Source organism: Streptomyces sp. G45, from assembly GCF_049542095.1.
GTDB lineage: Bacteria > Actinomycetota > Actinomycetes > Streptomycetales > Streptomycetaceae > Streptomyces.
Genome location: NZ_JBMUZU010000001.1, coordinates 4,964,347 through 4,979,965, shown reverse-complemented (window position 1 = coordinate 4,979,965; position 15,619 = coordinate 4,964,347). Strand labels below are relative to the sequence as shown.

The 15,619-nt window shown below is 74.5% G+C and carries 13 protein-coding genes and 1 pseudogene; 5 read left to right on the top strand and 9 right to left on the bottom strand.

Translation table 11 applies throughout. The features are described 5' to 3' along the window. The 3 genes from ACOBQU_RS20875 to mshA all read right to left on the bottom strand — a co-directional run bounded on the left by ACOBQU_RS20875 (window position 1) and on the right by mshA (window position 3,850). Window positions 1-1,677, bottom strand: a complete 1,677-nt coding sequence (locus ACOBQU_RS20875) for a glycosyl hydrolase family 28-related protein (protein WP_423628838.1) — start codon at window positions 1,675-1,677, stop codon at window positions 1-3. A gap of 336 nt (window positions 1,678-2,013) precedes the next feature. Continuing rightward, entirely contained in the window at window positions 2,014-2,502 is a 489-nt protein-coding gene (locus ACOBQU_RS20870) for a YbjN domain-containing protein (RefSeq protein WP_423628837.1), read from the bottom strand. Beyond that, window positions 2,495-3,850 carry a D-inositol-3-phosphate glycosyltransferase gene (mshA, locus tag ACOBQU_RS20865; RefSeq protein WP_423628836.1) on the bottom strand — a complete coding sequence of 452 codons (1,356 nt, stop codon included), beginning with the start codon at window positions 3,848-3,850 and terminating at the stop codon, window positions 2,495-2,497. The genes ACOBQU_RS20870 and mshA overlap by 8 nt, the downstream gene beginning before the upstream one ends. Before the next feature lie 314 nt (window positions 3,851-4,164). Here mshA and ACOBQU_RS20860 point away from each other — a divergent pair. The 3 genes and pseudogenes from ACOBQU_RS20860 (at window position 4,165) to ACOBQU_RS20850 (ending at window position 8,010) form a co-directional block, all read left to right on the top strand. After that, window positions 4,165-4,981: pseudogene (locus ACOBQU_RS20860) on the top strand (class I SAM-dependent methyltransferase). A 178-nt stretch (window positions 4,982-5,159) separates the two neighbouring features. After that, on the top strand, window positions 5,160-6,209 hold the full coding sequence (locus ACOBQU_RS20855) for an NlpC/P60 family protein (protein WP_423628835.1): 1,050 nt from the start codon (window positions 5,160-5,162) through the stop codon (window positions 6,207-6,209). Window positions 6,210-6,564: 355 nt separating this feature from the next. Further along, complete coding sequence (locus ACOBQU_RS20850; RefSeq protein ID WP_423628834.1) at window positions 6,565-8,010, top strand: PP2C family protein-serine/threonine phosphatase; 1,446 nt, start codon at window positions 6,565-6,567, stop codon at window positions 8,008-8,010. A 61-nt stretch (window positions 8,011-8,071) separates the two neighbouring features. Here ACOBQU_RS20850 and ACOBQU_RS20845 read toward each other — a convergent pair whose 3' ends face one another. From ACOBQU_RS20845 to ACOBQU_RS20820, 6 genes are all read right to left on the bottom strand, one after another. Continuing rightward, window positions 8,072-8,398, bottom strand: coding sequence for a DUF2516 family protein (locus ACOBQU_RS20845; RefSeq protein WP_423634618.1), 327 nt, complete (start codon window positions 8,396-8,398; stop codon window positions 8,072-8,074). Between the two features lie 149 nt (window positions 8,399-8,547). After that, entirely contained in the window at window positions 8,548-9,159 is a 612-nt protein-coding gene (locus ACOBQU_RS20840) for a hypothetical protein (RefSeq protein WP_423628833.1), read from the bottom strand. Between the two features lie 43 nt (window positions 9,160-9,202). Beyond that, window positions 9,203-9,664: a helix-turn-helix domain-containing protein gene (locus ACOBQU_RS20835; protein WP_423628832.1), complete on the bottom strand. Its 462-nt coding sequence runs from the start codon at window positions 9,662-9,664 to the stop codon at window positions 9,203-9,205. A 28-nt stretch (window positions 9,665-9,692) separates the two neighbouring features. Further along, a complete protein-coding gene (locus tag ACOBQU_RS20830) occupies window positions 9,693-10,958 on the bottom strand; it encodes an NAD(P)/FAD-dependent oxidoreductase (RefSeq protein ID WP_423628831.1) in 1,266 nt (421 codons plus the stop codon). Next, window positions 10,958-11,281: a 2Fe-2S iron-sulfur cluster-binding protein gene (locus tag ACOBQU_RS20825; protein ID WP_423628830.1), complete on the bottom strand. Its 324-nt coding sequence runs from the start codon at window positions 11,279-11,281 to the stop codon at window positions 10,958-10,960. The genes ACOBQU_RS20830 and ACOBQU_RS20825 overlap by 1 nt, the downstream gene beginning before the upstream one ends. A gap of 397 nt (window positions 11,282-11,678) precedes the next feature. Beyond that, window positions 11,679-12,638, bottom strand: a complete 960-nt coding sequence (locus ACOBQU_RS20820) for a LysR family transcriptional regulator (protein ID WP_423628829.1) — start codon at window positions 12,636-12,638, stop codon at window positions 11,679-11,681. Window positions 12,639-12,844: 206 nt separating this feature from the next. On the opposite strand from ACOBQU_RS20820, the gene ACOBQU_RS20815 reads away from it, so the two are divergent. Together ACOBQU_RS20815 and ACOBQU_RS20810 are read left to right on the top strand one after the other, a co-directional pair. Next, window positions 12,845-14,122, top strand: coding sequence for a cytochrome ubiquinol oxidase subunit I (locus ACOBQU_RS20815; RefSeq protein ID WP_423628828.1), 1,278 nt, complete (start codon window positions 12,845-12,847; stop codon window positions 14,120-14,122). Window positions 14,123-14,240: 118 nt separating this feature from the next. Beyond that, window positions 14,241-15,329, top strand: coding sequence for a cytochrome d ubiquinol oxidase subunit II (locus ACOBQU_RS20810; RefSeq protein WP_423628827.1), 1,089 nt, complete (start codon window positions 14,241-14,243; stop codon window positions 15,327-15,329). The last annotated feature ends 290 nt before the right edge of the window (window positions 15,330-15,619 follow it).

Sequence of the window (15,619 nt, the reverse complement as noted above, 5' to 3'; positions counted from 1 at the left end):
TCAGGGCGCGAGGGCGCGCTGGGCCTCGTACAGGTTCCGCGGCCGCACCGAGCCGGGTGAGCCGTAGGCCTCGCTGCGGGAGTTCAGCTCGCCCGTGAAGTCCGGCACGTCGATCTGGTCGAACTCGCGGACGTGGGAGATGCCGACGGTCGCACTCCAGGGGGCGATCTCGTCAATTTTGACGAGTCCGGCGCGCTGGTTGGTGACCGTCACGTTCCAGTGGGTGAACCGCGCTCCGTAGAGGGGGCCCGCGCTGGCATCGCCTCCGTGGCGGCCGTCGTTGTGGACGGTGATCTCGGTGCGGACGTTGGCGAACGGCATCCCCCGGTGCGTGTCGAACGTCCCCGTCTCCATGTGCCCGCGCGACCAGACGTTGTACGAGGACAGGCCCTCGACGTTGATGCCGTGCAGCTGGGTTCCGGCGGGGGCCGGGACGGTGCGGCGCTCGACGCGGAAGTCCTCGATCAGGTTGTCGTGGGAGCCCTCGCGGCAGAAGTACGGGTGGTGGGAGCCGCGTCCGCCGACGGCGGTGCGGCGCAGGGTGCAGGCGCTGGCGGCGACCAGGCCGAAGCCGTTGTCGACGTGGTGTACGCGGACGTCGTCGGCCCAGCAGTCGTACGCGCACTGGAAGGTGACGCCGTTGAAGCCCTTGTCGAGCAGGTGCGGGGCCTGCGGGGTCTCGACCGCCTCCAGGGTGAGGGCCTCCACTCCGGAGCCGGTCAGGGCCCGCACATGGGTGGTGAGCCGGGGGTCCCACTCGGGGCGGACGTCGAGCGGCAGGGGGCGCTCGAAGGTGACGGTGCGCCCTTGGACGCGGGTGACGCGCACGGGCCACTCGTAGGGGACGTACGACGTCAGCTTGGTCTTGTCGTCCCAGGAGTACGCCTCGGGGCCGGGGCCGCCGCCCGCCATGTGCTCCAGGAGGGTGTGGCCGGGGTCGTCGGCGAGGCGCAGCAGGACGAGGGCGCCCGCGTGGACCTGGGAGGGGTCGGCGACGCGCACGGACCAGTCACCGCGCGCCGCCGGGCCGACGGGGGTGAGGGTGCGCCACTCGTCGCGCGTGTTCCCGGTCCACCCTTCGAAGGGCCAGGCCCTGGCCCTGATGGCGGTGACGAGGGTGTCCCAACGCCGCTGCGGGCACAGCCAGATGAGGCCGCCCGCCCAGGACCAGCTCGACTTGTCGCCTCCGTAGCGGCTGCCGTAGGGGCCGATGAGGTCGGTGAGGCTCCGGGTGGCGAGCAGCGTGGTGCGTCCGCTGCTCGCGCCGCGCAGCACGACGTTGTCGTGGGCGATGCGGATGACACCGTCGATCCGGTACGTCCCCGCGTCGAGCTGGACCGCGCCCCCACCGGCCCGTCCGGCGGCGGCGAGGGCGCGGTTGATCGCGGGCGCCGCGTCCCCCTGGGCGCCGGGCGCGGCTCCGTAGTGCCGGGCGGGGAAGACGCGGCGGGGGCGGGGGAAGCGCCGGGCGCCCCGCCGGAAGCCCGCCCTCGCGACGTACGGGATCTGGGGGTGGGTGTACGGGGCGCGGCGGAGCTCCTGCCAGAGGGCCGCGGGTTCGCCAGGGGGCGCGGCGGGTTCGCCGGGGGCCGCGGCGGCCGGGGCGGCACCCTCCACCGCCCCGGCGGCGACGGCGACGGCCCCGCCGAGGACTCCCCGCCTGCTGAGGTTCACCATGCGACCCCTCCCTTATTCGCGTACATGAACGACATTCACATCTGCGTTGGGCGGGAGCATGCCATGGGGCGCCGGGGAGGGGAAGACGCCGGGCATGAGCGGCTGGACGGAGCTGGCATCCAGCGCCCGAGCCGCCCTCGCCGCGCCGCAGGAGGCGGCCAACACGGTGCTGACGCACGGCCAAGGGGCCCATGCCAAGGGGCCCATCAGCGCGCCGCCGAGGCCGCTCAACGAGAAGTCGGCGAGGGGCACCGCGAGCGACAGCCCCCGGACGTGCCGTGGCACGGGACGGACCCGGTCGGCGGCGGTTGAGTTCCCCGCCGTGGGCCGGAGGGCTCAGTCGCGGGGCTGGGTCAGGTGGGTGAACGCGTCGAGGTTGCGGGTGGATTCGCCCCGGGAGGTCCGCCAGTCGTACTCCTTGCGGATCGCGGTCGCGAATCCGAGTTCCAGGAGGGTGTTGAAGGAGCCGTCGGCGGCTTCGAGGACGGAGCCGAGGAGGCGGTCCAGCTCGTCGGGGGTGATCGCGGTGAGGGGGAGCTTGCCGGTGAGGTAGATGTCGCCGAGGGAGTCGATCGCGTAGCTCACTCCGTAGAGGCGGAGGTTGCGCTCCAGGAGCCAGCGGTGGACGGCCTCGTGGTTCTCGTCGGGGTGGCGGATGACGAAGGCGTTCAGGGACAGGGAGTGCCTGCCCACCTTGAGGGACAGCGTCGTGGAGAGCTTGCGGGTGCCGGGGAGCTTCACCACGTACGAGCCGGGCTCGGGGGACTCCCACTCCAGCTCGGCGTCGGTCAGGGTCTGTTCGATCGTGGCGGCTGCGTCACCCATGGTGCGAGCGTACGTGACGGCGGTGGTCGTGCATCGCCGCGGTGTACACGTCGGCCGTGGCCGACGCCGCCGTGCCCCAGCCGAAGGACTCGGCGTGCCGGGCGGCGGCCAGGCCCATGCGCTCCACCAGGTGCGGGGCGTCCACGAAGTCGCGCAGCGCGCGGGCGTAGTGGGCCGGTTCGTGGTCGGGGATCAGGAAGCCGGTGACGCCGTCGCGCACGGCCACGGGCAGGCCGCCCACCGCCGCCGCCACGACCGGCGTACCCGCCGCCTGCGCCTCGATGGCGACCAGCCCGAACGACTCGCTGTACGACGGCATGACCAGGACGGACGCCGCCCGGAACCAGTCGGCGAGCTGCTCCTGGCCCACCGGCGGCTGGAAGCGCACCACGTCCGCGATGCCGAGCCGGGCGGCCAGCTTCTGGAGGCCCTCCGGCTTCGCCAGGCCGCTGCCGCTCGGGCCGCCGACCACGGGGACGACGACGCGGCGGCGCAGCTCGGGCCGCTCGTCGAGCAGCACCGCCACCGCGCGCAGCAGGATGTCCGGCGCCTTCAGGGGCTGGATGCGGCCCGCGAAGAGCGGGATCAGGGCGTCCTGCGGCAGCCCGAGGCGCTGCCGGGCGGCGGCGCGGCCGTCGGCGGGGCGGAACCGGTCCAGGTTGACGCCGGGGTGGACGACGGCGACCTTCCCGGGGTCGGCGTCGTAGTGCCGGACGAGTTCGTCGGCCTCTTCGGAGGTGTTGGCGATGAGCCGGTCGGCGGCGCGGACGATCTGGGTCTCGCCGATGACGCGGGCGGCGGGCTCGGGGGTGTCGCCCTCGGCGAGCGCCGCGTTCTTGACCTTGGCCATGGTGTGCATGGCGTGCACGAGCGGGGCGCCCCAGCGCTCGGCGGCGAGCCAGCCGACGTGCCCGGAGAGCCAGTAGTGGGAGTGCACCAGGTCGTAGTACCCGGGGCGGTGGCCCGCCCAGGCCTGCATGACGCCGTGCGTGAACGCGCAGAGCTGCGCGGGCAGGTCCTCCTTGGCCAGGCCCTCGTAGGGGCCCGCGTCCACGTGGCGCACGAGGACGCCGGGGGCCAGCTCCACGGCGGGCGGCAGCGCGGCCGTCGTGGCGCGCGTGAAGATCTCGACCTCGACGTTGATGTCGGCGAGGCGCTTGGCCAGCTCCACGATGTAGACGTTCATGCCGCCCGCGTCTCCGGTGCCGGGCTGGTGCAGCGGTGAGGTGTGCACGCTGAGCATGGCGACGCGGCGGGGACGGCGGGGCGAGCCGGGCAGGCGCAGCCGGGCGGTCGCCGACGGCGCCGACGGGAAACGACGCCCGAGCCTGGTCACGTACTGGCTCACGTGGCGGTCCTCCTTGGCCTGGCGAGGGGCGGGCGGCGTACGGCCTTGCGGGTCGTGCGGTGGTGCGGTGGTGCGGTCCAGCGGGGCCGGGCGGTCGTGCGGGTCGTTCGAGTCGGGCCGGTCGTGCGAGTCGGGCCGGTCGTGCGGGGGCGGGCGCGTACGGCTTCCCCGTGTCGGCGTGCGCGGGGCATGCCAGCGGGGAGGTCGTACGCGGGCCTCCATGGGAGCAACGCCGGAAGCCTCACCTCCATTTCCTCTTTACCAAAGCATTACCTTGGGGGTGTCAACCCTGGGCCTTGCATACGCTTGCCCCCATGGCTCCCCGCGCCCCCCACTCCCCCCACTCCTCGGCCCGCCCCGTGGGGTCCGTGACGCGCGGCACCACCAACCCCAACCGGCTGCGCCGCATGGACCGCTGGATCGCCGCCGCCCACGGCCCCGCCCTGCGCCGCGCCGCCGACCCGCTCGCCGTCGACCTGGGCTACGGCGCCGCCCCCTGGACCGCCGTCGAACTCCTGCTCAGGCTGCGCGCGGCCGCCCCGCACCCGCGTGGTCGGCATCGAGATCGACCCGGCGCGGGTGGCGGCGGCACGTCCGTACGAGCGCGAGGGGCTCGCCTTCGCGCACGGCGGCTTCGAGGTGCCGCTGCCCGCGCGCCCGTCGCTGATCCGCGCCGCGAACGTGCTGCGCCAGTACGACGAGGGCGAGGTCGCCGCCGCCTGGCGGCGGCTGTGCGCGCGGCTCGCCCCGGGCGGGCTGCTCGTCGAGGGGACCTGCGACGAGATCGGGCGGCGGCACGTGTGGGTGGCGCTCGGCCCCGAGGGCCCGCGCACGGTCACGTTCGCCGCCCGGCTCGGCTCCCTGGACCGGCCCTCCGACCTCGCCGAGCGGCTGCCGAAGGCCCTGATCCACCGGAACGTGCCGGGCGAGCCGGTGCACGCCTTCCTGCGCGACTTCGACCGCGCGTGGGCGGCGGCCGCCCCGTACGCCGCGTACGGGGCCCGGCAGCGCTGGATCCGGGCGGTGCGGGACCTGACCGCCGACTGGCCGGTGGCGGACGGGGCGCGGCGGTGGCGGCAGGGGGAGGTCACGGTGGCGTGGGAGGCGCTGGCGCCGCGCGGGCCCGGGTGAGGAAGGGGGCCCGTCACCCACGGGCGTGAACCGTCGCGCCACGGGAACGATCTCCGCGTGCCGCCCGTCACACAGGTCGGGTGGGGAGGGAAGTCAGCGCGCGCCCCTGTCACTTCGGGCGCGGGCGTGGCACCATCCCGGGGCAGTGAGGTTACTGACGGTTAATCAGGGGGCGAGCGTGTCCGGCAAGCGGTACTCGACGGCGACGGCCGTGGCTCTGATCTGCGCGGCGACGGTCCTGTCCGCGCCGGGCGCGGCGTTCGCGAGCCCGGCAGAGCCGCGTCCCGGCACCGACCCGGCCCTGGAGAAGGTCCGCCAGAAGATCGACCGCCTCTACCGCGAGGCGGGCACGGCCACGGACGCGTACAACGCGGCGGAGGAGAAGGCCGAGAAGCAGTCCAAGGACATCGTCCGGCTCGCCCGCGACATCGAGAAGGGCCAGCGCAAGCTCGACCGCCTCAAGGCCCGCGCGGGCGCCGCGGCCCGCGCGCAGTACCGGGGCGGCGGCATCCCCGACGAGGCCCGCCTGGTGCTCAGCGACGACCCCGAGGCGTTCCTGGACGGCGCGGGCCGCCTGCGCCGCGGCCAGCACGCGACGAAGTCGCTGCTCACGGAGGTCACCCGCACCCAGGACGACCTGCGTACGTACGCCGCGGACGCCACCGCCCGGTGGAAGCGGCTGGAGGCCAACCGCAAGGCCAAGGCCGCGGCGAAGAAGAAGATAGAGGAGCGCATCGCCGCCGCCGAGAAGCTGGAGTCGCGCCTGGAGAAGAAGGAGCGCGAGCGGCTGCGGGAGCTGGAGGAGGAGGCCGCGCGGCGCCGCCAGAGCCAGTGGGTCGACTCCGGCGCGGTCAAGGACCTCAACGGCAAGGCGAGCGGCGCCGCCAAGAAGGCCATCGCGTTCGCCACGGCCCAGCTCGGCAAGCCGTACGTATGGGGAGCGGAGGGCCCCAAGGCGTACGACTGCTCGGGGCTCACGTCCAAGGCGTGGGCGGCCGCGGGCCGCGGCATCCCGCGCACCTCGCAGGAGCAGTGGAAGCGCCTGCCGCACGTCGACATCGAGAACATGCGCCCGGGCGACCTGATCATCTACCACAAGGACGCCAGCCACGTGGGTCTGTACGTGGGCGACGGGAGGATCGTGCACGCCCCCCGCCCCGGGCGCGACGTGACCCTCGCGGGCGCGGGCTCGATGGAGATCCTCGGCGTGGTCCGCCCGACCGGCTAGGCGGCTCCCCCGGGGCGCCGCGAACGGTGGGGCTGCCCGGCTCCGGGGCGCGGCGAACGGTCGGCCCCGCCGGGCGAACGGTCGGCCCCGGGCGCCGCGAACGGCCGACCGGACGGCTGCCCGGCTCCGGAGGCACCGCTCCGAACAGCCGGGGGCACCGCCCCCGGACAGCCGCGGGCACCGCTCCGAACAACCGCGGGCACCGCTCCGGACAGCCGCGGGCACCGCCCCCGTGTGAGCCAGCGCACGCGAATCCGCCCCGCGCTCAACCTCCCCGGCGTGATGTTCGTCATCACTGTCGGACCGAGTTCATGCCCTATGCGCGGTCCAGGAAGCGGATTATGCCGCTGGCCACGTGCTGCGCCGCATTCCCCAGGCCCCCCGCCTACCGCTATGGTCCCCGTCTGGTGTGGGGCGTGCGACCGTCGCCCCACCGTGCCCTCGGGGGAGGGAAGGAACTCAACCCATGTCCGTACCCATACCGCGGCAGAGAGTGATCCCGGCCGCGGCAGGCGGCGAGAACCATCCGGCGCCGACGCGCGCGCCGCAGGTGGCGGGCGTCGCCGACGGCGACGGACCCGTCGGCGGCTCCGGCCTGACCCTGCTGGTGATCGAGGACGACCCGGGCGGCTCCCTGAGCGTCCCGCAGCTCCTGGACTCCGCGGGCAAGCCCATCCGCGTACGCACCGCCCGCAACCTCACCGAGGCCGAGCGGCTGCTCACCGACGACGTGCACTGCATCCTGCTCGACCTGGCCCTGCCCGGCCGCGCCCCCGCGGGCGCCGACCCCGGCCAGGAGGCGCCCGCCGCCGAGGGCGACGACGCCGACGAGCTGGCCGCCCTCAAGCAGGTGCTGCGCCTCGCGCCCCGCCACGCCGTGCTCGTCCTCACCGCGTCCGGCGACGCCGAGCGCGGCGCCCGCGCGGTGCGGGTCGGCGCGCAGGACTACCTGTTCCGCGACGAGCTGGACGGCCGTCTGCTCAGCCGCGCCATCCGGTACGCGGTGGAGCGCAAGCGCGCCGACGCCGCGCAGCGCCAGCTCACCGAGTCCCGGCTGCGGGCGCAGGAGAACGCCCGCCTGGAGCGCGGCCTGCTCCCCACCCCGCTGCTCGAGGGCTCACCGCTGCGGTTCGCCGCCCGCTACCGGCCCGGCCGCTCCCGCGCCCTGCTCGGCGGCGACTTCTACGACACGGTCCGCACGCCCGACGGCTCGGTGCACGTGATGATCGGAGACGTCTGCGGCCACGGGCCCGACGAGGCGGCGCTCGGCGTGGAGCTGCGCATAGCCTGGCGCGCCCTGACCTTCGCGGGCCTGGTCGGCGACGACCTGCTGTCCACGCTGCAGAAGGTCCTGGAGCACGAGCGGGCCGACGAGGAGATCTTCGCGACCCTGTGCACGGTCGACATCGCGCCGGACGGGCGCCGCGCGGGTCTGTGCCTGGCGGGCCATCCGTCGCCGCTGATCGCCCGCCCGGGGCGCCCGGCCGAGCTGCTTCCGTACGAGAACTCGGGCCCCGCCCTCGGGCTGCTCCCCCGCGCCCGCTGGCCCCGCCAGCAGGTGGAGCTGGGCGGCAGCTGGAACCTGATGCTGTACACGGACGGCCTGATCGAGGGCCGGATCGGCGAGGGCAACCAGCGGCTCGGGCAGGACGGCATGCTCGACATGGTCCGCCGCCAGCTCGCGACGGGGCTGCGCGGGGACGCGCTGCTCGAAGCCGCCGTGAACGAGGCGCGGGAGCTGAACGGCGGGGACCTCACGGATGACGTGGCGGTGCTGCTGCTGGCGCGGGAGCGGGAGTAGGCGGGAGCAAGGGCCCGCGCCTCTGAGGGCGCGGCCCACTCGGCCCACTGCTCGCCGCGCGTTACCGCCCGCCGTTGTACGGCCCGTACGGACCGTCGCTGCTGGAGCCCCGGCGGCCGCCGCCGCCCACCTGCCGGAGCGCCGGGCGGACGTCGACCATGTACACGATCGTGGCGATGAGGCCGATGATCGGCAGGAACGAGAAGATGTTGAAGATCAGGTTCACCACGAAGGCCAGGCCGAGGATGATCAGCCAGAACGGCTTGGTGTTCTTGTCGGCCGCGCGGTAGGCGTCCTCACGGCGGACGGCGGCGTCGATGAGCGCGAAGCCGCTGAACAGGATCAGCGCGAGTGACAGCAGCCACATGAAGTTCGCGAACCCCTGCATCAGCACAACGTCCACCACCCGTTCCGGCGAAGCCCACGCGACGCACTCGTCTGTCCGTACAAAGTCCCGTACAAAGTCACGGTACCGCTACCCCGGCAACGGACCGGGCACTCCGAGAGTGCCCGGTGCCGTGTGCGGGTGCCAATCCGTCAGCTGGCGGGCGGGGTGGTCTTCTTCGCGGCCGCCTTGCGCGGGGCGGCCTTCTTCTCGGCGGGCTTGGCGGCGGGCGCCTCGTCCTCGGCCCCGGCGGCCTTCTCGGCACCGGCGCTCTTCTCCGCACCGGCGGGCTTCGCGGCCTCCGGCTCCGCGTCGGGCTCGACCGCGACGGCCAGCTCGGTGATCTCGTCGGCGGCCTCGCCGCGCCAGTGCTTCACCGTCTGCTCGCCGTGCTCGGCGACCTTCTCGTACGTCTCGCGGGCCTGGACGCCGTACTCGACGGCGACGCCGACGCCGCGCAGCGCCAGGTCCTGGGCGTTCTCGCCGAGCTTCTTCAGGTCGGTGTCGAGGGTGGAGATGAACTCGCCGACCCGGGTCTGCAGGGTCGAGCCGACCTCGCGGGCGCGGGCGACGGCCCGGTCCTGGACCTCCTTGGGGTCGGCCTTGCGCACCGCCTCGATGCGGGACGGCGCCTCGGCCGCGACCTGCTCGATGAGGCCCGGCACCTTCTTCACCTGCTGGAGCGCCAGGTCGGCGGTGCCGACGACGAAGAACAGGGGGGTGGGGTTGGTGACGGTCTTGCGCACCTCTTCGGTGATGGGCATGACGTGGGTCCTCCCGGTGTCGCTGCGGCTGGAGGCGGCCGTCCTAGGACCGCCCCGCAGAGGGGTCGGCATCGCTGCCGTCGGCCGTGCGGGGCCGGTCAGCGGGGGTGTCCTCCGCGGCGCCCCGGGGGTCCTCGGCGGGGTCCGGGGCGTCCGCGGTGAAGCCGTTCTCCTTGCGGAACGACTCGTAGATCTGGAGCAGGACCTGCTTCTGCCGCTCGTTGATGGACGGGTCGGCGAGGATGACGGCGCGCGTCTCCAGCTCGTCCCGCTCCTTCTCGTCGAGGATCCCGGCCCGGACGTACAGCGTCTCGGCGGAGATCCGCAGCGCCTTGGCCACCTGCTGGAGGACCTCGGCGCTCGGCTTGCGCAGCCCGCGCTCGATCTGGCTCAGATAGGGGTTGGACACCCCGGCGGCGTCGGCGAGCTGCCTGAGCGAGAGCTGGGCGTTGCGCCGCTGCTCGCGCAGGTACTCACCGAGGTTGCCGACGTTGAGCGATGCCATGCCCCCGATACTGCACCCCCTTCGCTAACTATTGCAAGCGCCCGCTTGCAAAAGTGCGCCACGCCACGAGGTGGTCCCTGAGCGCGAACCCCGGCCGGGTGGCGTCCTCCGGGGTGAGCGGGGCGTCGGCGGTGAGGAGGCGGCGGGCCGCCAGGTGGTCGGTGGGGCGGTTGACGGACTCGACCGCGCGCAGGTGGGGGCCCTGGAAGAGGAGGACCGAGAACGCGTCGGGGCCGTCGCCGAGCACCACCTCGCGGTCGTGGCCCCGGGCGAGGCCCGCGATCTGGAGGGCCGTCGTGAACTGGTCGCTCCAGAACCAGGGCAGCGCGTCATAGGCGCGCGGCCCGGCCCCGGTCAGCCGCTCGGCGACCGCCTGGGCCTGCGCCACCGCGTTCTGCACCGACTCCAGGCGCACCCGTCGGCCCGAGCGCGCCTCGGGGAACGCCGCGCAGTCGCCGATGGCAAAGACGTGCGGGTCGCCGGTGAGGAGGCGGGCGTCGACCGTGACGCCGTCGTCCACCGCCAGGCCCGCCGCGGCGGCAAGTTCCGTGCGCGGGGTGACGCCGACGCCGACCACCACCAGGTCGGCGGGCAGGCTCCGGCCGTCGGTCAGCTCCACCGCCGCCACCCGGCCCCGCCCGTCGCCGGTCAGGGCCGCCACGCCCCGGCCGAACAGCAGCTCGGTACCCGCGGCGCGGTGCAGCCGCGTCAGGTGCGCGGCGGTCCGCGCCGTCACGGCCCGCGCCAGCGGCCGTTCGCCCGCCTCGACCACCGTCACCGCGCACCCCGACTCCCGTGCCGCGGCGGCCACTTCGAGGCCGATGAACCCGGCGCCCACCACCACCGCGCGCCGGGCACCGGCCAGCGCCGCCCGCAGCGCGGCGGCGTCCGGCGCGGTGCGCAGCGCGTGCACGCCGCGCAGCCCGGCCCCCGGCACGTCCAGCGTCCGCGGGCGGGCCCCGGTGGCGAGTACCAGGTGGTCGTACGCGTACGAGGAGCCGTCGGCGAGCCGGACCGTGCGGGCGGCCCGGTCGATGTCCGTGACCTCGCCGGTGATCAGGTCGATGGCGTGGCGTACGTAGTACGTGGCCGGGCGCAGCCACAGGCTCTCGGTGCTCGCGCCCGCCTTGAGGTACGCCTTGGACAGCGGCGGGCGCTCGTACGGCAGCGCGTCCTCGGCGCTGACGAGGGTGACGCTCCCCCGGTGGCCGAGTTCGCGCAGCGAGGCGGCCGTCTGGTAGCCGCCCTGGCCCGCGCCGACGATGACGACGGACCCCGTGTGTGCCGCGCCCATCAGTACTGCCGCTCGGGGAGGTGGACGATCAGGCCGTCCATGGCGTCCGTCACCGTGAGCTGGCAGCTCAGGCGGCTGCCCGGTCGGCGCGGGGCGGCGGTGAAGCCGAGCATGTCGTCCTCGTCGGGCCGGGCGGGCTCGGTCCGGTCGCGGCTCGACTCGTCCACGTACACGTGGCAGGTGGCGCACTGCGCGTTGCCGCCGCACTGGGCGACGATGCCGTCGATGTCGTTGAAGACGGCACCGCGCATGACGCTGGTGCCGACGGGGACGTCGACGGTCCGCTTCGTGCCGTCGACGGATACGTAGGTGATGGCGGGCATGGCGGGACTCCTCGGTACGCGGGAGGTGTGCCTGGGTACGCCGGGTGCGCCGGGGTACGCCGCGACGGCGTCCGGCGGCGCGCGCCGAACCGCACAGCGGCCGGGGCAGGGCGGGGCCAGGGTGGTGGGAAGGATGGTGGGGGTGGTGGGCGCCGGTGGCGCCGTCGGTGGGGGACGCGACACCCCTGCCGACTCACCGCCGCCTGACGGCCGCCCGGACACGCGACGTCCGGGGTTGCAGGTGCGGCGGCGGGCTGGAGCGTAGCAAAGGGCCCGGGGTGGGGGCCAGGCCGATTCGGTCGCGGGGCCATGCCGGGGCGGTCGCGGGGGGTTACGCCGGGTCGGTCGCGGAGGGGTACGCCGGTTCGGTCGCGGGGAGTTACGCCGGGTCGGTGCCTCAGGGCCGGGGCGGTTCGATCTCGACGGGGGTGTCGAGGACGCGGCGGCGGCCGCGGCGCGGGTCCGGCGGGCGGTGCGTCATGAACGGCCTGCTGGTGGTGAACTCCCGGAACTTCAGGGCCGCTTCGGACAGGTACGCGTCGCGGTTCCAGACCAGCGAGAGCACCCGGTGGCAGTCGGGCGCGGCCACGTGCACCCAGGCGACCGGGACCACCGTCGTCGTACCGGCGCGCCGCGACATCGCCGGGATCAGGCCGATCCCGAGGCCCGCGCTGATCAGGTCCTGGCTGGCGCCCGGCTCGTCACCCTCGCAGGACAGCCGCGGCGTGAGCCCCTCGGCGGCGAACAGCCGGTCCAGGAGGGCGCGTTGCCAGTGGCCGGTGCGCGTGGTGACGAAGGGCTCGTCGGCGACTTCGGGGATGGTGACGCTCTCGCGGCCGTCGAGCCAGTGCCCGGGCGGCACCGCGAGCAGCACCTCCTCCCGGGCCAGCTCGATCACGTCCAGGTTCGGGCCCGCCAGCGGCTGCGACGCCACGCAGAAGTCGACCTCCCCGGCGCGCAGCTGACGGGCCATCTCGTCCGCCGTGGACTGGTAGAGGCGCACGTCGGCGCCGGTGTGGGCGGCCTGGAAGCTGCCGAGGAGGTGGGAGACCGTGAGCAGCGTCTCGGAGGCGATGCTGACCCGGCCGAGGCCGGTGTCCCGGGCGTCGGCCAGGGCCCTGCGGCCGTCGTCCAGCTCACTCAGGGCGCGGTCGACATGGCGCAGGAAGATCGCCCCGTACGGGTTGAGCCGGATGCGGCGCCCCCGGCGGTCGAAGAGCGGGGCGCCCAGCTCCGCCTCCAGGCGGGCGATGGTGCGGCTCAGCGAGGGCTGGGCGACGCGCAGCTCCTCCGCCGCGCGGCTGATGTGCTCGTACCGGGCGACGGCCTGGAAGTAGCGCAGTTGGAGAAGATCCACGGTCCACCTTCACTTATGCCTTCCGCGTCATCATCACATGGCGGAAGTGGTCTTGGAATCGCATAAGCCGAGGTCGCTACGGTCGCTGTCGCGGGGTCACCGCGCGGACGGCGGGCAACGGCGCCCGGCGTCCGCACACGCGACGCGAGGACCCCGTCCACTCCGTTCCCTCCGTCCACCCCCTCGCCCCTCAGGAAGGCCGCGCCGTGAGCGCTGTGGATCTGGCCCGACTCCAGTTCGCGGCCACCACCGGAATCCACTGGCTGTTCGTGATCCTCACCATGGGGCTCGTCCCGCTGGTGGCGGTCCTGCACACCCGGGCCGCGTACACCCGCGACCCCGCGAAGCGCGCCGCGCGCGAGCGCATGACGCGCTTCTGGGGCCAGCTGTACGTCATCAACTACGCGGTCGGCATCGTCACCGGCCTCGTCATGGAGTTCCAGTTCGGGCTGAGCTGGAGCGGCCTCGGCAAGTTCGCGGGCAACGTCTTCGGCGCGCCGCTGGCTCTGGAGACCCTGATCGCCTTCTTCGCCGAGTCCACCTTCCTCGGCATGTGGATCTTCGGCTGGGGGCGGCTGCGGCGCGGCGTCCACACCACGCTGATCTGGCTGGTCGCCCTGACCGCGTACGTCTCCGCGTACTGGATCATGGTGGCGAACGGCTTCATGCAGCACCCCGTCGGCTACGAGGTCCGCGACGGCACCGCCTACCTGACGGACTTCGGCGCGCTGCTCACCAACTCCAGTGCCCTGGTGGCGCTCGGGCACGTCGCGCTGGGCGCGCTGACCACGGGCGGCGTGTTCGTCGCCGGGATCAGCTGCTACCACTGCGCACGGGGCGCCCGGGAGACCGAGCTGTTCCGGGGCTCGCTGCGCCTGGGCCTGTGGGTGAGCGCGGTCGCCTCGTTCTTCGTCGTCGTGGTCGGCGAGCTCCAGATGCCCGTACTGGAGCGGACCCAGCCCATGAAGGCGGCGGTCCTGGAGGGCAGCGGCGTCGCCGAGGAACGGGCCCGGCTGGTCGCCGAGCACGGGCCCGGCGACTGGGTGCCCTGGCAGGACACCGTGCGGATCTCCATGGACGCGATGACGCTCATCGGCAACACCGTGTCCACGGTCACGCTGCTCGCCCTGTTCCTGCTGTGGAAGGACCGCCTCGTGCGGTGGCGTCCGCTGGCGTACCTGATGACGGCGATGGTCCCGCTCCCGTTCCTGGCGTCCGTCGGCGGCTGGGTCGTGCGCGAGGCCGGGCGGCAACCCTGGCTGGTGTACGGGGAGTTGACGGTCGACGACGCGCTCTCCCACGTCAGCCGGGCCTCGCTCGCGGTGTCCTGCGCGGTGTTCGTCGCCGTCTTCGTGGCGCTCACGGCGGTGAACTGGACGCTGATCGTGCGCTTCGCCCGCCGGGGGCCGGGGGCCACGCAGCTCGGCGCGACCGAGCCGCTGGGGGGCGGGGAGGTCCCGCCGATGTCCGTCGTGGCCCTGTGAGTTCCCTCTCCCGCTGGCCGGTACGGGGCTGGCCGGTACGGGGCTGGCCGGACCCCCGCCGCGACGACGGGCAGGACGCGCGGGACGCGCGGGACGCGACCACGGAAAGGCGCGCGACATGAATGTGGAAACCCTGTGGCTGGCCCTGCTCGGCCTGCTGCTCGCCGGGTACTTCGTGCTCGGCGGCTATGACTACGGCGCCCAGATGCTGCACCCGTTCCTCCGTGAGGAGGGCAGCCTCCGCGAGGAGGGCAGCGGTCTCCCCCGTGAGGCGAGCGGCGGTCTCCCCCGCGAGGCGAGCGGCGGTGCCGTGTGCTGCGAGCGGAACGGGGCCCTCGACGCCGTCGCCCCCTTCTTCCTCGGCAACGAGGTGTGGCTGGTCGCCTTCACCGGCGTCCTCTTCGGCGCGTTCCCGCACCTGGAGGGCACCCTGCTGTCCGGCCTGTACCCGCTGATCGTGGCCATCCTCGTCGGCCTGGTCCTCGGCAACGCGGCGGTGCAGCTGCGCGGCCGCGCCGCCGACGCCCGCGCCCGCCGCCGCTGGGACGCGCTGGTGGTGCTCGGGGGCGCGCTGCCCGCCGTGGCCTGGGGGCTGGTCGTCGGGCTGCTGCTGCACGGGGTGCCGCGCCGCGCCGACGGCGGCTTCCACGTCGGGCTCTCCGCCCTGGCCTCGCCGTTCGTGCTGGCCTGCGGGGTGACGGCGGCGCTGCTCTTCGCGGCGCACGGGGCGGCGTTCGTCGCGCTGCGCTCGGCGCCCGCGCTCGCCGCGCGGGCCCGCCGCCTGGGTACCGGACTGCTGCGGGCCACCGCGGCGGTGGGCTGCCTGCCGGTGCTGCTGACGCTCTTCGGGGCGGGCGCCTCGCTGACCAACCCCGGCGCGGCGGCGGTCGTCACCGCGCTGCTCGCGGCCGCCGTCGCCGGTGCCTGGTGGGCGCTCGCGCTCGGCCACCGGGCCCGGGCGTTCGCCGCGACCTGCTGCGCGACCGCGCTGCCCGTGCTGCTCGTCGGGGCCGGACACCATCCGTACGTCCTGACCAGCTCGGCGGGGTTCGGCATCACGGTCCGGGAGGCCGCCGCGGACCACGCGACGCTGGTGGTGCTCTCCGGCTTCGGCGTGGTGGTGGTCCCGCTGATCCTCGCGTACCAGGCGTGGAGCTGGTGGATGTTCCGGGGCCGCACGGGCATGCGCCACCCCCACTACTTCTGACCGGGGGCCCGGCAGGAAACCGGTGGAGCACCGCCTGCCGCGCGAACTCCCACCGCTCGCCGCCGCCTGGCCCCCAGCCCGGGGCTCGCCGGGTGCGGGGCGGGGGCCGCCGCTCCGCCCGGGCACGGCGCTCCGCCCGGGCACGGCGGCACGCTGCGGGCCGTCGCCGACTTCCGTACGACGGTGTTACGAGTCGTTGGCGCCGCTCGCCCCGGCGGGAACCCCGGTGTTCCGCGCCGGGGACCTGCTGACGCGGGTCGTCGACGACGTCGACGCCGTGCGGGACCTAC

Bases quoted from the DNA above. Each gene is read 5' to 3' on its own strand.
- ACOBQU_RS20875 (WP_423628838.1), bottom strand. From the start codon at position 1,677: ATGGTGAACCTCAGCAGGCGGGGAGTCCTCGGCGGGGCCGTCGCCGTC.
- ACOBQU_RS20870 (WP_423628837.1), bottom strand. From the start codon at position 2,502: ATGGGTGACGCAGCCGCCACGATCGAACAGACCCTGACCGACGCCGAG.
- ACOBQU_RS20845 (WP_423634618.1), bottom strand. From the start codon at position 8,398: ATGCAGGGGTTCGCGAACTTCATGTGGCTGCTGTCACTCGCGCTGATC.
- ACOBQU_RS20840 (WP_423628833.1), bottom strand. From the start codon at position 9,159: ATGCCCATCACCGAAGAGGTGCGCAAGACCGTCACCAACCCCACCCCC.
- ACOBQU_RS20835 (WP_423628832.1), bottom strand. From the start codon at position 9,664: ATGGCATCGCTCAACGTCGGCAACCTCGGTGAGTACCTGCGCGAGCAG.
- ACOBQU_RS20830 (WP_423628831.1), bottom strand. From the start codon at position 10,958: ATGGGCGCGGCACACACGGGGTCCGTCGTCATCGTCGGCGCGGGCCAG.
- ACOBQU_RS20825 (WP_423628830.1), bottom strand. From the start codon at position 11,281: ATGCCCGCCATCACCTACGTATCCGTCGACGGCACGAAGCGGACCGTC.
- ACOBQU_RS20810 (WP_423628827.1), top strand. From the start codon at position 14,241: ATGAATGTGGAAACCCTGTGGCTGGCCCTGCTCGGCCTGCTGCTCGCC.